Source organism: Methylobacterium sp. J-090 (assembly GCF_022829345.1).
Classification (GTDB): Bacteria; Pseudomonadota; Alphaproteobacteria; order Rhizobiales; family Beijerinckiaceae; genus Methylobacterium.
Genome location: NZ_JAKSXV010000098.1, coordinates 1 through 13,975 on the forward strand (window position 1 = coordinate 1; position 13,975 = coordinate 13,975).

9 protein-coding genes, 1 rRNA gene and 1 other RNA gene are annotated in these 13,975 nt (G+C 69.2%); 8 read left to right on the forward strand and 3 right to left on the reverse strand.

Annotated elements, in window-relative coordinates; genetic code table 11:
• The 4 genes from rrf (at position 1) to MKK49_RS19565 (ending at position 5,384) form a co-directional block, all read left to right on the forward strand.
• Positions 1-116 (forward strand): 5S ribosomal RNA (gene rrf / locus MKK49_RS19550).
• Between the two features lie 233 nt (positions 117-349).
• Positions 350-1,048: a response regulator transcription factor gene (locus tag MKK49_RS19555; protein WP_244031828.1), complete on the forward strand. Its 699-nt coding sequence runs from the start codon at positions 350-352 to the stop codon at positions 1,046-1,048.
• On the forward strand, positions 1,048-2,487 hold the full coding sequence (locus MKK49_RS19560) for a sensor histidine kinase (RefSeq protein ID WP_244031436.1): 1,440 nt from the start codon (positions 1,048-1,050) through the stop codon (positions 2,485-2,487). Before MKK49_RS19555 ends, MKK49_RS19560 begins: the two co-directional genes overlap by 1 nt.
• Positions 2,484-5,384, forward strand: a complete 2,901-nt coding sequence (locus tag MKK49_RS19565; RefSeq protein WP_244031438.1) for a bifunctional [glutamine synthetase] adenylyltransferase/[glutamine synthetase]-adenylyl-L-tyrosine phosphorylase — start codon at positions 2,484-2,486, stop codon at positions 5,382-5,384. Before MKK49_RS19560 ends, MKK49_RS19565 begins: the two co-directional genes overlap by 4 nt.
• Positions 5,385-5,498: 114 nt before the next feature.
• Here MKK49_RS19565 and MKK49_RS19570 read toward each other — a convergent pair whose 3' ends face one another.
• Together MKK49_RS19570 and pepN are read right to left on the reverse strand one after the other, a co-directional pair.
• Positions 5,499-7,874, reverse strand: coding sequence for a PAS domain-containing sensor histidine kinase (locus MKK49_RS19570; RefSeq protein WP_244031440.1), 2,376 nt, complete (start codon positions 7,872-7,874; stop codon positions 5,499-5,501).
• Between the two features lie 199 nt (positions 7,875-8,073).
• The gene (pepN, locus tag MKK49_RS19575; RefSeq protein ID WP_244031442.1) at positions 8,074-10,692 is read right to left on the reverse strand and encodes an aminopeptidase N; all 2,619 of its coding nucleotides are present in this window, start codon (positions 10,690-10,692) and stop codon (positions 8,074-8,076) included.
• A 149-nt stretch (positions 10,693-10,841) separates the two neighbouring features.
• Here pepN and gloA point away from each other — a divergent pair, with 149 nt between their 5' ends.
• Positions 10,842-11,282 carry a lactoylglutathione lyase gene (gene gloA, locus MKK49_RS19580; protein ID WP_244031443.1) on the forward strand — a complete coding sequence of 147 codons (441 nt, stop codon included), beginning with the start codon at positions 10,842-10,844 and terminating at the stop codon, positions 11,280-11,282.
• Between the two features lie 59 nt (positions 11,283-11,341).
• Here the strand turns inward: gloA and MKK49_RS19585 are convergent, their stop codons facing one another.
• On the reverse strand, positions 11,342-11,518 hold the full coding sequence (locus MKK49_RS19585; protein ID WP_244031444.1) for a hypothetical protein: 177 nt from the start codon (positions 11,516-11,518) through the stop codon (positions 11,342-11,344).
• Between the two features lie 186 nt (positions 11,519-11,704).
• Here MKK49_RS19585 and rnpB point away from each other — a divergent pair.
• The 3 genes from rnpB to MKK49_RS19600 all read left to right on the forward strand — a co-directional run bounded on the left by rnpB (position 11,705) and on the right by MKK49_RS19600 (position 13,948).
• Positions 11,705-12,104, forward strand: an RNA gene (rnpB, locus tag MKK49_RS19590) — RNase P RNA component class A.
• A 372-nt stretch (positions 12,105-12,476) separates the two neighbouring features.
• Positions 12,477-13,520: a 16S rRNA (cytosine(1402)-N(4))-methyltransferase RsmH gene (rsmH, locus tag MKK49_RS19595; RefSeq protein ID WP_409565109.1), complete on the forward strand. Its 1,044-nt coding sequence runs from the start codon at positions 12,477-12,479 to the stop codon at positions 13,518-13,520.
• Positions 13,517-13,948 (forward strand): hypothetical protein, encoded by a 432-nt coding sequence (locus MKK49_RS19600; protein WP_244031446.1) that lies wholly within the window; start codon positions 13,517-13,519, stop codon positions 13,946-13,948. The genes rsmH and MKK49_RS19600 overlap by 4 nt, the downstream gene beginning before the upstream one ends.
• Positions 13,949-13,975 lie beyond the last annotated feature (27 nt).

A 13,975-nucleotide genomic window follows, 5' to 3' on the forward strand; every position in this document is an offset into this window, starting at 1 on the left:
TCTGGTGGTTTGAGCGGTGTGCCCAGAACCCGATCCCATCTCGAACTCGGCCGTTAAACGCACCAGCGCCCATGGTACTGTGTCTCAAGACACGGGAGAGTCGGTCGCCGCCAGACCTGCACAGCACATCAATCACAAACACTCCCTCCAGACGATCACCCCCGAAACAGGCCGCCCCTCAACAGGGCGGCCTGTTCGCGTTCGCGGCCCTCGTACATGACCAAACCGTCATCGGCCCGCCAGCGTCCCGTCATGGGCCCGCCGCCATCCTCTCCGCCTTGGTCGAGAAGGGGAGGGGGCCATGGGAACTGCTTCCCCGTCGCGCAGCGAGGCCGTATCGTTCGGCCCCATGCGCCTACTCATCATTGAGGACGACCGTGAGGCGGCGTCCTATCTCGCCAAGGCCTTCCGCGAGGCCGGTCACGTACCCGATCTGGCCCATGACGGCCTCGACGGCTACGCGCTGGCTCGCGAAGGCGATTACGACATGCTCATCGTCGATCGGATGCTGCCCAAGCTCGACGGATTGTCGCTGATCCGCGCCCTGCGCGAGCAGGCCGTGACGACGCCGGTCCTCATCCTGTCGGCGCTCGGTCAGGTCGATGACCGGGTGAAGGGTCTGCGCGCCGGCAGCGACGACTACCTCCCCAAACCCTACGCCTTCTCGGAACTGCTCGCCCGGGCCGAAATTCTGGCCCGCCGCCGCGTTGCGCCAGCGGGGATCGCCGAGACCACGGCCTACCGGGTCGGCGACCTGGAACTCGACCGCTTGTCGCGTCGCGTGACCCGGGCGGGACACGAGATCGTCCTCCAACCGCGCGAGTTCCGGCTACTCGAATACCTCATGCGTCATGCCGGCCAAGTGGTGACGCGGACCATGCTGCTCGAACACGTCTGGGACTACCATTTCGATCCGCAGACCAACGTCATCGATGTCCACGTGTCGCGTTTGCGGGCCAAGGTCGACAAGGATTTCGAGCGGCCGATCATCCACACCGTGCGCGGGGCGGGCTATGTCGTGCGTGCCGACGAAGCGCGCGGCAGCTGATGGCCGCCGGTCTTCGAAAGCCTCGATCCTCGCCGACGCGCGGCCACGTCAAACTTCAGAACGTCTTTCGTACGACGGCCTTCAAGCTGTCCTTCGCCTATCTGCTCGTCTTCGCCACCTTCGCCTTCCTGGCGCTGGGCTACGTCGCCTGGAACGCCGGCCGGGTGCTCGACGACCAGATGGTGTCCACCATCGAGGCGGAAATCAACGGGCTGTCGGAGCAGTACAAGTCCGGCGGGCTGCGGCGCCTGATCTCCGTGGTCGAGCGCCGCGCCGGCGAGCCGGGGGCGTCCCTCTACCTCGTGACCACGGCGGCCGGCGAGCACGTGGTCGGCAACGTCGGTGCCTTGCCGCCAGGACTCCTCGCCGAGCCGGGACAGACCGAGGCCTCCTATGCCCGCGGCGGCTCGTCCAGCCTCGATCACCGCGCGATCATGCGGATCTTCACCCTGCCGGGGGGCTTTCGCCTCATCGTTGGTCGCGACGTCGAGGAGCGCGACCGCCTGCGTTCGGTCATCGGCGGCACCTTCGGCACGTCCCTGCTGCTGGTGATTATCCTTGGTGTCGTCGGCGGCTGGTTCGTGGCGAGCCGCGTACTGAAGCGGGTCGACGCCATGACGGAGACCACCCGGCGGATCATGGCGGGTGACCTCGGGGGGCGCCTGGCGGTGGCTGGCAACGGCGACGAACTCGATCGCTTGGCTCAGAACCTCAACGAGATGCTGGAGCGCATCGGAGAGTTGATGCTGGGGCTGCGCGAGGTGTCCGACAACATCGCCCACGACCTCAAGACGCCGCTCACCCGTCTGCGCAACCGGGCCGAAGAGGCCGTGCGTTCGGCTTCCGATGCCGAGGAACTGCGTCTCGCCATGGAAGGGGTGATCGAGGAGAGCGACGGTCTGATCCGGGTGTTCAACGCTCTCCTGATGATTGCCCGCCTGGAGGGTGTGTCCGCCCGGGAACTCGTGGCGGCGTTCGATATCGGGGCGACGGCGCGCGAGGTCGGCGAACTCTACGAGGCCGTGGCCGCCGAGGCGGGCCTGTCCCTCGACGTCTTCGCCGAGGATGGCCTTTGGTTCGTGGGCAGCCGCGAACTCATCGGCCAGGCGCTCGCCAATCTCATCGACAACGCGGTGAAGTACGGGGCCGCGCATCCGAGTCGAGGCGGTATCCGGGTCACGGCCGAGCGGGGCGCCGACGCGATCCGCCTCGTCGTATCCGATCGCGGACCCGGTATTCCGGAGGCGGCGCGTGGCCGCGTCCTCGACCGGTTCGTTCGCCTGGAGGACGCCCGCTCGCGGCCCGGGTTCGGCCTCGGGCTCAGCCTCGTGGCGGCCATCGTGCGCCTGCACCAGGGCAGCCTGGAACTCGAGGACAATGCCCCGGGCCTCGCCGTCGTGGTAACCCTTCCGGCCCTCGCCGTGGGAGACCGTGCATGACCGAGTCGGGCAGCCTCCACCACCGCCTGCGCCGGGCCCCGCCCCTGGTCGATCCGGCGGCAGCGGCCCGGCTCCTCGCCGATATCGAGGATGCGCTTCCCGCCGGACTGCTCGATGCCCCCCTGCGAGCGCTCCTCCTCGCGCTGACGGAGCAATCGCCGTTCCTGTGGCAGGCCGTGGCGCGCGATCCGGCGCGGTTCGCCGTGCTGGTTTCGCAATCCCCCGAGACCGCGCATGCCGATCTCGTGGCGCGCCAGCGCGCCGCCGGCGGCATCGGCGACCCCCTCGCCATTGCCCGCACCCTGCGGGTGAACCGCACGGAGCACGCGCTCCTCGTGGCCCTCGCCGATCTCGGGGGGCTCTGGACCCTCGACGGGGTGACGGCGGCCCTTTCCGACTTCGCCGATGCGTCGGTGCTGGCGGCGACGGACGCCGTCCTGGCCGAAGCGGCGGCGGCGGGGCGGTTCCTGCCCGTCGATCCGAACGATCCACAGACCGGGTCCGGGCTCGTCATCCTGGCGCTCGGCAAACACGGATCGGGCGAGCTGAACTACTCCAGCGATATCGATCTCGTGGTGTTCTTCGATTCCGCCGACGCCCCCCTCAAGGAAGGGCTCGCACCGACGCAGTTCTTCACCAAGCTCGCACAGGGCATCGCCAAGCTCCTGCAGGAGCGCACGGCCGACGGCTACGTTCACCGCGTCGATTACCGCCTGCGGCCGGACCCGGGCTCGACGCCGACGGCCGTGTCCCTGAACGCCGCGTATCTCTACTACGAGACCCTCGGCCAGAACTGGGAGCGCGCGGCCTACATCAAGGCCCGGCCCATCGCCGGCGATCTCGCCCTCGGCGCACGCTTCCTCGAAGATCTGCGCCCGTTCGTCTGGCGCAAGTACTTCGATTTCGCCTCCATCGCCGACGTCCATGCCATGAAGCGGCAGATCCATGCCGTGCGTGGACACGACACCATCGCGGTGGCCGGGCACGACATCAAACTCGGGCGCGGCGGCATCCGCGAGATCGAGTTCTTCGTCCAGACCCAGCAACTCGTGTTCGGCGGACGCCGGCCGGCTTTGCGCGGACGGCGCACGGTGGAGATGCTCGCCACCCTGACCGACGAGGGTTGGATCGACGCGACGGCCCGCGACGAACTGGCGAAGGCCTACGATTTCCTACGGACCATCGAGCACCGTATCCAGATGGTGCGCGACGAGCAGACCCAGCGCCTGCCGTCGGAACCCGCCGATCTCGAAAGGTTCGCGCGCTTCGCGGGCTTCTCGACGCTTGCGGAGTTCGAGACGGCGCTGCTGCATCATGCCCGCCGGGTCCAGGCCCACTACGCCCTCCTGTTCGAGGCAGAGCCGGACCTGTCGTCGGCGGTGGGCGATCTCGTCTTCAGCGGGACCGGCGAGGACCCCGAAACCCTCACCACCCTCCGCACCCTCGGCTTTCGCGAGGCCGAGCGCGCCGTCGAGACCGTGCGCGGCTGGCATTTCGGGCGCCGTCCCGCCGTTCGCACGGCGCGGGCAAGGGAGGTCCTTACCGAACTCGTCCCGGCGCTGCTGCAGGCCCTCGGCGGGACGGCCGAGCCCGATGCGGCCCTGGAAACCCTCGACCGGGCCTTCGCCCGGATGCCCGCCGCCCTCGAGCTCCTGACGATCCTGCGCTCCAACGAGCGCCTGCGCCTGCTCTTCGCCGATCTGCTCGGGACGGCGCCGCGCCTGGCCGAGACCGTCTCGTTCAGCCCGCACGTCCTCGATGCGGTGCTGGAGCGTGACTTTTCCGCGCCGCCCGCGGAGCCCGGCGGGATCGCCGCGCATTTTCAGGCCCTCCTCGGACACCCGGCCGACCACGAGGATTTCCTGGATCGCAGCCGCGACGCAGCCCGGCACCTGCGCTTCCTCACCGGCGCACGTCTCCTCTCGGGCATCCTCGCGCCGGCCGAGGCGGGCCGTGCCTATACGGCCGTGGCCGATGCGGTCGTCGCGTCCGCCCTCGAGCAGGTCTCGGAGACCTTCTTTGCCGAGCACGGGGCGGTGCCGAAGGGGCGCCTCGCAATCCTCGGACTCGGCCGGCTCGGATCGTGCCAGCTGACGGCGGATTCCGATCTCGACCTCGTCATGGTCTACGATTTCGATCCCGAGGCACGCCTGAGCGCCGGATCGCGCCCCCTCGACGCGGCGGTGGCCTATAACCGCCTGATCCAGCGCTTCGTCGCTGCCCTCACCGTCCCGACCCGGCGGGGGCGCCTCTATGAGGTCGATCTGCGCCTGAGGCCCGGCGGCGGACAAGGGCCGGTCGCCGTGCAGTTGCGCGGGTTCCGAGCCTATCATGAGACCGAGGCCGAACTCTGGGAACACATGGCCCTGACCCGCGCGCGGGTGATCGCCGGCGATGCTGGGTTCGGCGCCGAACTCCTCGACACGATCCGCGCCATCGTCACGCGCCCGCGCGCGGCCGCCGACGTGTATGGCGCCGTGCAGTCCATGCGGACCCTGGTGGCCGAGGAGAAGGGCGATTCCGGCCCCCTCGATCTGAAGCTCGCGCCGGGCGGTCTCCTCGACCTCGACTTCCTGGTCCAGGCCCTCGTCCTGGCGCATGGCGCCCGATTCCCCGATCTCGCGGGCGTGGCGGGCGCGGAGGTGCTGGCGCGGGCGGCCGAGCACGGTCTCCTGGCCCGCGACGATGCCGAACGCCTGCGCGGTGCCTACCGGCAGTTCGACGATGTCCTGCATTGGCAGAGGCTGATGGTGGAGGGCGACCCGACCCAGGCCTCGCCCATTGCCATGACGCGTCTGGCCGTGGCGCTGGGCATGCCGGACGCGGCCCACCTGATGGTTCAGCTCGACGAGCGCCGCGCCGAGGTCCGGACCCTGTTCGATCGCCTCCTCGCCTGAAGGGGACGGTCCTACGACCATCGCTTGAGCGCTTCGGCGAGGCGGAAGCCGCCTTCGCGCGAGCGCCGCGCTGCCTTGCCGATCCCCATCCGCCCTGATCGAGCGGACACGGTATCAGCCGGCGGCCGGCTCCATCCGGCCGAGGCGCGGCGTCGCCCCCGCCGCATCGCGCAGGGACGCGACGGTCTCCTGGGATGTCTCGAAGGCGACGTCACGCAGGCGCTCCGGCGTCGGGGCCGGCAGGCGTACGAGAACGATGGTGCCCAGGCCCTCCTGCGAGCGCAGGCGCAGGGAGCCGCCATGCAACTCGGCCATGGATCGGGCGATGGCGAGGCCGAGGCCGGAGCCTTTGTAGGTCCGGGTGAGGTTGGTCTCGACCTGCTGGAACGGGGCACCGAGGCGCCGCAGGGCCGCCCTGGGGATGCCGATTCCCGTATCCTCAATGAATATGTTTACGGCATCCCCCGACGGCCGCGCCTTCACGATGATCCGGCCATCGCCCTCGGGGGTGAACTTCACCGCATTCTGGACGAGGTTGAGCAGGATCTGATGCAGAGCTCGCTCGTCGGCCAGGACCGTCAGGCCCTCGACGAGATCGACGTCGATGGTCAGCGACTTGGCCCGGGCCGGCTCGGCCACGAGCTTGAGTGCCGCCTCGATGGCGTGGGCGAGTTCGATCTCGCGGCGGACCAGTCTGACCCGATGGGATTCGATGCGCGACATGTTCAGGATGTCGTCGATGACCGACAGGAGGTAGTCGCCGCTCGAACGGATATCCCGGCAGTACTCCGTGTAGCGTAGAGAACCGAGGACGCCGTAGACCCCGCTCTCCATGAGTTCGGCAAAGCCCATGATCGCGTTGAGCGGTGTGCGCAGCTCGTGGCTCATGTTGGCGAGGAATTCGGATTTGGCCTGGTTCGCCGACTCGGCCTGGGCCTTCTGATCGAGGTAGCGCTCGGCGAGGTCCGCGAGCTGCTGGGTCTGGAGTTCGAGGGTCCGGCGCGAGCGCTTGAGATCCTTGACCGTGGCGAGGAGTTCGCGCTCGGAGGCCACGAGCTGTTCCTGATGGCGTTTCAGGCTGGTGATGTCCGTGCCGACGGAGACGTAGCCCCCATCCTTGGTGCGCCGCTCGCTGATCTGCAGCCAGCGCCCGTCCGTGAGTTCCGCCTCGAAGGTGCGGGCGGTAGCGCCCGCATGCTCGAGTTCGCGCATCTCGCGGCGGATCGGCGGCAGCACGCCGCGTCCCATGATCTCTCCGTAGCGCCGTCCCGGTACGGCATCGTCCTGGCTCAGGGCGTGGAGGTGCCGGAACTTGGAGTTGCACAGGACGAGGCGGTTGCTGGTATCCCACAGGACGAAGGCCTCGGAGATCGCCTCGACGGCGTCGCGCAGGCGCATGTCGGCGGTGGCGTTGAGTTCGGCCAGATTGCGCTGCTCGGTGACGTCGAGGGCGATGCCGACGAGGTGGCGGCCGCCGGTCACGGTGTCGGGGACGATCTCGGCACGCATGCGCATCCAGGTCCAGATCCCAGAGGCCGACCGGATCCGGAATTCGTGGTCGACGGTGGACTGGCTGGCGGCAAGGTGGCGGGCGAGGCTGTAGAGGTCGCCGTCCTCGGGATGCACCAGGGCGTTGACGTCGCCGAAGGAGAGGAACTCGCGCTCGCGACGGTATCCGAGCAGGGTGTACATGGAGTCCGACCAGTAGATCCGGCCGCGCGGGATGTCCCAGTCCCACAGGCCGCAACGGCCACGGCCCAGCGCCGTGTCGAGGCGCTGCTTGATCTGCTCGCAGACCCGATCGACCGCATAGGCGCGGCGGGTCTGGAGCACGTAGGCGATTCCCGTGCCGACGATGACCAGGGCAGCGGCCCCCAGCAGGATGGCATGATTGCGCATCTGCACGCTCCAGGCGGCGGTGACGACCGCGAGGGGTTGCAGCACTGCGACCTGTCCGCGTCCGGCCGACAAGCTGCGAAGCGCGCCCAGGGCGGGACTGCCGTCGGCCAGGGCCACATTCATCACGCCGGCGCGCTCGCGCAGGGTGGTGAGGGCCTGCATCTCGCCGAGATGTCCGGTGAGGGTCTGGCTGCCGGTCCAGGGCGGTATCGCGGCGACGATGACGTCGTCGTTGCCGACGATGAGAAGCTGGCGCCCGTCCGGAAGGAGATGGGCGGGAAGAAGCGCGGAAAGGCGACCGCTCAGGTCGGCGTCGTTCCCGTCGGACTGAACCAGGGCGGCGGCGACCAGCCGCGTCAGGGCATCGATATCCGCGACAGCATGGCGGATCGTGTCCTGCCGCTGGGCATTCAGGTGCAGGCTCTCCACGATCGCCAGACAGGCCAGGAAAGTCGCCAACAGGGCCGGCAGAGCGAAGCGAAGCCAGGTCTCCGCCTGCACGAAACGGGTATGCGTCGCGGTCTGCGGGCGATGAATTCCAAGAATCGTATCCGCACGCGCGGAGAGGGAAGCGGAATCCGCCTCCAGCATGGTCTGACCCCGCGGTTAGGATGAATCGTCGTGGAAGCGCGATCGCGTCGCGCTTCGAATCGCATTCATAACACCATTTTCACTGCGGAGTTGTCCACGCTTTTTTGCGGGTTCCGTCGTAATGCAACTTTTAGTACGCCGATTCGATGGAGCTTGACCGTGGAAGAAATTCACCATTAACAACAATGGTTTGCCGAATTTACAGCATGCGTCCGACGATGTCCGACACGTCCCGTGATAGGCCCGTGCGGGCACGGATGGCCGTAAGTGCTTGTTCCGCTTGGGCTCGTCGTTCCGGCTCCAACGTCCGCCACGCGCTGAACCCCGTGAGCAGCTTGGCCGCGATCTGCGGATTGGTACCGTCGAGGGTCGTGACCGTCTCGGCGAGGAGGTCGTAGCCGGCCCCGTCCGGCCGGTTGAACTGGGTCGGATTGCCGACGCTGAAGCTGCCGATGAGGGATCGCACCCGATTCGGGTTGGTCATCGCGAAGGCCGGATGAGCCTGGAGTCGGCGGACGCGGGCGAGGGTGGCCTCCTCCGGGATCATGGCCTGGATCGCGAACCACTTGTCGAGGACGAGCGGCTCGTCGGCGTAGCGCTCCGCGAAGCCCGCGAGGGCGGTTTCACGGGCCGGACCTGGAATCTGCGCCAGGACCGCCAGGGCGGCGAGGCGGTCGGTCATGGTCGTCGCCGCCTCGATCTGCGCCAGGGCGAGGTCGCCACCAGCCCGCGGGTCGGCGGCCGCGATGAGATCGAGGGCGATGTTGCGCAGGGCCCGGCGGCCGGCCGCGGCGGCATCCGGCGAGAACGGCGTGCCAGGCCGGTCCGCCAAGGTCTCGCGCAGGCGGATCAGACGGTCGTGGAGGCCCTGTCCGAGGCGTCGGCGCAGAAGGGTGCGGGCGCGGTGGATCGCGTCGGGGTCGATGTCCCGGCCCAGGGTGTTGGCGATGTCCCCCTCGCTCGGCAGCGTCAGCACGAGGGCGGCATAGGCCGGGTCGCCAAGCGCCTCCGCATCGAGGAACGTCGCCAAGGCCGCGACAAGGCCGTCATCCGCCGCGTCCGGCGCCGGGGTACGGGACTCGGCGACGAGGCGCGCCATGGCGACGTCCTGCGCCGCCTGCCACCGGTTGAACGGATCGGTGTCGTGCGCCAGGAGGACGAGGCGGTCGGCATCCGTCGCCGCAGCTCCGATGTGCACGGGCGCGGAGAACCCCCGAAACAGGGACAGGACCGGGGCGACGGGCACATCCGTGAACGTGATGGTGTCGCCGGCCCGCTCCAGCACGAAGACGCCGTCCTGGACGCGGTTGCAGACGGCTTCGTCGATCACCCCGTGAGGGCCGACGAGGCCGAGGGCCACCGGGATGACGAGGGGTGATTCGGAGTTCCCGTTCAGCTCCTGGCGAAACCGTAGGGTCTGGGTCCGGGCGACCGGGTCGTGTTCGTCCTCGACGGTCACCATCGGGGTGCCGGGGCGCTCGTACCAGCGCGCGAAAGCGGTGAGGTCACGCCCCGAGACGACGGCGAAGGCGGCGAGGAAATCCTCCACCGTCGCGGCCGTGCCGTCGCACTCCGCAAAGTAGCGGTCCATGCCCCGGGCGAACGTGTCCGCGCCCAGCAGCGTGCGCAGCATCCGTACGATCTCGGCGCCCTTCTCGTAGACGGTGGCCGTGTAGAAGTTGTTGATCTCGGCATATTGCTGCGGGCGCACGGGGTGGGCGAGCGGCCCGGCATCCTCGGGGAACTGGCGGGCGCGCAGGGTGCGGACCTCTCCGATGCGGTGCACCGCCCGGGAGCGCATGTCCGAGGAGAATTCCTGGTCGCGAAAAACCGTGAGGCCCTCCTTGAGGCAGAGCTGGAACCAGTCCCGGCAGGTGACGCGATTGCCCGACCAGTTGTGGAAGTATTCGTGCGCGATGATCGTCTCGATGGCGGCGTAGTCCGCGTCGGTGGCGGTCTCGGGGCTGGCGAGCACGTAGCGGTCGTTGAAGATGTTGAGGCCCTTGTTCTCCATGGCGCCCATGTTGAAGTCCGACACGGCGACGACGTTGAACACGTCGAGGTCGTAGGACCGGCCGAAGGCGGTCTCGTCCCAGGCCATGGAGTGGATGACCGCGTCGAGGGCGTAGGCGGCGCGCTCCGCCTTGCCGGGTTCGACGTAGATGCCGAGCTCGACGGCGCGCCCCTCGCTCGTGGTGAAACGCCCGCCGAGCCGGTCGAGGCGCCCGCCGACGAGGGCGAACAGGTAGGCGGGCTTCGGGTGGGGATCGTGCCAGACGGCGTAGTGCCGCCCCGACCCCGCATCCCCGGCCTCAATGGGGTTGCCGTTGCCCAGCAGCACGGGCGCTTCCGTCCGGTCGGCCTCGATGCGGGTGGTGTAGACGGCCATCACGTCGGGCCGGTCGAGGAAGTAGGTGATGCGTCGGAAGCCGTCCGCCTCGCACTGGGTGCAGTAGACGCCGTTCGAGCGGTAGAGGCCCATGAGCCGGGTGTTGGCCGTGGGATCGATCCGCGTGCGGATCGTCAGGGTGAAAGCCCGCTGCGGCGGCTGAGCCAGGGTGAGGGCGGTCTCCGTCACCCGATACGCGTCCGGCGCGAGGCCGACCCCGTCGAGCTCAACGGAGAGCAGCGTCAGGTCCTCGCCATCGAGCACCAGTTCGACCCCCGCGCGGCCGGCCGGATTGGGCCGGAGGGTCAGAGTCGCGCGCACCTCCGTCGCGTGCGGGTGCAGGTGGATGTCGAGGGCGACCCGGTCGATGAGGTGATCGCTCGGGCGATAATCGGCGAGCCGGATCGGGATCGGGGTTTCGGTGCGCATGGATGCCTCGCCTGTCGCAGGCCTTCCTCTTGGAGCGCTTCGAGTCCGGGCGCAACGCGCGCTCGTTGAGGGGGTTGACGATGGGATCGGCCGTTGACGGGGCTCGCCCGGCCACCACATAGGCCGCACCTTCAGGAGAGTTCACGACGATGCGTTTTCTACACACCATGGTCCGCGTGGCCGATCTCGACCGGGCACTCGCCTTCTACGTCGACACGTTCGGGCTGACGGAGGTCCGCCGCGTCGACAACGAGAAGGGTCGCTTCACCCTCGTCTTCCTCGCCGCCCCCGGCGACGCGGCGACCGCCCGCGAGACCCAGGCGCCGGTCATCGAGCTGACCCACAACTGGGACCCGGAGACCTACACAGGCGGACGCAATTTCGGCCACCTCGCCTACGAGGTCGACGACATCTACGCCTTCTGCGCCAAGCTGCGGGATGCGGGCATCACCATCAACCGGCCGCCGCGCGACGGCAACATGGCCTTCGTGAAGTCGCCGGACGGGATCTCCATCGAGCTTCTGCAGAAGGGCGAGGCCAAGCCGCCGCGGGAGCCGTGGGTCTCCATGGAGAACACCGGTTCCTGGTAGCCGGGAGCCCTCAGCCGGACGACCCCCGCGCGGCCGACGGCTTCGCGGGGACCTGAGCGTCAGTCGGCGCCCACTTCGGGGGCCGGCGTGATGCCGAGTTCGGCCAGTTTGGCCGAGATGGACTCGATGGGCCGCTTGAGCCTGAGGCTGATCACCGAGATCGGCACCCGCTCGCGGGCCAGGGTCCGCAATTCCTGAACTTTCTCCAGCGTCCAGGCCGTTTCATCCGTCGCCATGGTCACCTCCCATCTTGGTCCAGGGGGGCGCCGCGCCGACGCGGCGACCGCCCGGTTTCAGAGTAGAACCCTGGTCGGACCGCACAACCGGGTGCCGAAAATCCCGGCATGCCGCGTCCCTCGGCAGCGGCTTGCGGCACCCCGCCCTTGACCGCGTCACGATCCGCGGCGCACATCCACGCCGGATCAGTCGGCCGGGCGGCCGCTCCGGGCCTCGCGTCCGGGGAGGAAAGTCCGGGCTCCATGGAGAGACGGTGCCGGATAACGTCCGGCGGGGGCGACCCCAGGGACAGTGCCACAGAGAGCAGACCGCCTTGCTTGCAAGGTAAGGGTGAAAGGGTGCGGTAAGAGCGCACCGCGGACGCGGCAACGCGGACGGCACGGCAAACCCCACCGGGAGCAAGACCGAATAGGGGCGACACGGTGGGCCTCGCGGCCCGCCAGGCTTCTCTCCAGGCCCGTCGCCCGGGTTGGTTGCTCGAGGCGCATCGGCAACGATCGTCCCAGAGGAATGGCCGCCACGTCAGGGGGACCCTTAACGGTCGTCCAGGCCCTACAGAACCCGGCTTAAAGGCCGACTGATCCACTTCGCGGTCGATCCGAACGTGCGGCGACGACACGATCACGACACGGCGAAAAACTTACCCTCGGTTAACCTTGCTGAGGTCTGATCGGACCGGGCCGATCCCATGCGGTCCCGTTCGTTGACGGCGCTCAGAGGCCCATGGTACCCCGATTCATCCCGTCAACGGCGATTTTCGGATCGACGGACGCAGCCCGACACGGTCGCGGCGGTGTCCATGCGAGCGGTCGCGCTCCGCGCCGATCCGGTGACGTCCCGTCTCTCCGCGCCGCCGCGAGGCGGCCCAGGCTCTTGGAAGGGACGCATGCGCGGCTCCATCCCCGTCGCGTCTTCGACGCCCCGAATTCAGAACCGTCGCGCCTTCGGGGCCGGGCGATGAAGCGCGTGCGCGACCCTCGTCCCGCGAGCGACGGGGCGCCGCATGTCCCGGTGCTGCTCGCCGAAGTGCTGGCCGCCCTCGATCTGCTGGGCCGGACGCTCGCCGTGGACGGCACCTTCGGGGCCGGCGGCTACACCCGCGCCATGCTCGGCGCCGATCCGGCCATCCACGTTCTCGGCATCGACCGCGATCCGGGCGCCATCGCGGGCGGCGCGCCACTGGTCGCGTCCGCGCATGGGCGCCTCACCCTGGTGCCGGGTCGCTTCGGCACTCTCGACGCCTGCGTGCGCGAGGCCGGTTGGCCCCAAGCCGATGCCGTCGTCCTCGATATCGGCGTGTCGTCCATGCAGATCGATCAGGCCGAGCGCGGCTTCTCGTTCCGCCACGACGGCCCCCTCGACATGCGGATGGAGCGCGCCGGGCGCAGCGCCGCCGACATCGTCAACGACGCTGAGGAAGGCGATCTCGCCGACATCATCTACCATTATGGCGAGGAGCGGCGGTCCCGCGCCGTCGCCCGCGCCATCGTCGAGGCGCGCCGCAAGGGTCGGATCGAGACCACCGCGGCCCTGGCCGAGGTGGTCGCCAGCGTGGTCTGGGCCGATCCGGCGAGCGGCATCAACCCGGCGACGCGGACCTTCCAGGGCCTGCGCATCGCCGTGAACGACGAACTCGGCGAACTCGTCCAGGCCCTGCATGCGGCCGAGCGCATCCTGCGGCCCGGCGGGCGTCTCGCCGTCGTCACGTTCCATTCCCTGGAAGACCGCATCGTCAAGCAGTTCTTCTCGGCCCGCAGCGGCCGCGCGGCGCAGGGTTCGCGCCATCTGCCGAGCCTGGAGGCGCCGGCCCCCCGCAGCTTCACGGCCGTGACCAAGGGTCCTGTCCTGCCTTCCGATTCCGAGATCTTCGCCAACTCGCGCGCCCGTTCGGCCAAGCTGCGCGCGGTGGAACGCACGGACGCGCCCGCGCCCGCGCCCCTGGCCGCCATCGAGACCCTCGCGGCCCTGCCGGAGCGGACTGGCAGGAGCGCACGCCGGTGATCCGTCTGCTGAACGTCCTCGCCGTCCTCGGTCTCATCGGCTCGGCGATCTACGCCTACTCGATCAAGTACGACACGCTGTATCAGGCCGGCCAGGTCTCCAAGGCGCGCAGCCAGCTCCACCGCGAGCGCCAGGCCATCGCGGTCCTGCGCGCCGAGTGGCAGCTGCTGACCCGGCCCGACCGGCTCCAGGCGGCGGTGGCGCGCCACCTCGCCCTCGAGCCCATCGGCACGGCGCATCTCGGGCGCCTCGCCGACCTTCCGGCGCGGCCCGATCGCGGCGACGAGATCGGCCGACTGCTCGCGGCCACCGCGACCCCGAAGGAGAAGCCCGGCGCCAATGAGCCGCGCACCACCGGCTCGGTCACGACCCGCACCGTCACCACCCGCACGACCACGACCAGAACCCCGACCACGGCTTCGAGGTAGCACCCGTGTCGCAAGACGTTTTTTCGG

What these genes read in the sequence shown, in the direction of transcription:
- MKK49_RS19555 (WP_244031828.1), top strand. Translation starts at nt 350, where the DNA reads ATGCGCCTACTCATCATTGAGGACGACCGTGAGGCGGCGTCCTATCTC.
- MKK49_RS19560 (WP_244031436.1), top strand. Translation starts at nt 1,048, where the DNA reads ATGGCCGCCGGTCTTCGAAAGCCTCGATCCTCGCCGACGCGCGGCCAC.
- MKK49_RS19565 (WP_244031438.1), top strand. Translation starts at nt 2,484, where the DNA reads ATGACCGAGTCGGGCAGCCTCCACCACCGCCTGCGCCGGGCCCCGCCC.
- MKK49_RS19570 (WP_244031440.1), bottom strand. Translation starts at nt 7,874, where the DNA reads ATGCTGGAGGCGGATTCCGCTTCCCTCTCCGCGCGTGCGGATACGATT.
- pepN (WP_244031442.1), bottom strand. Translation starts at nt 10,692, where the DNA reads ATGCGCACCGAAACCCCGATCCCGATCCGGCTCGCCGATTATCGCCCG.
- gloA (WP_244031443.1), top strand. Translation starts at nt 10,842, where the DNA reads ATGCGTTTTCTACACACCATGGTCCGCGTGGCCGATCTCGACCGGGCA.
- MKK49_RS19585 (WP_244031444.1), bottom strand. Translation starts at nt 11,518, where the DNA reads ATGGCGACGGATGAAACGGCCTGGACGCTGGAGAAAGTTCAGGAATTG.
- rsmH (WP_409565109.1), top strand. Translation starts at nt 12,477, where the DNA reads ATGAAGCGCGTGCGCGACCCTCGTCCCGCGAGCGACGGGGCGCCGCAT.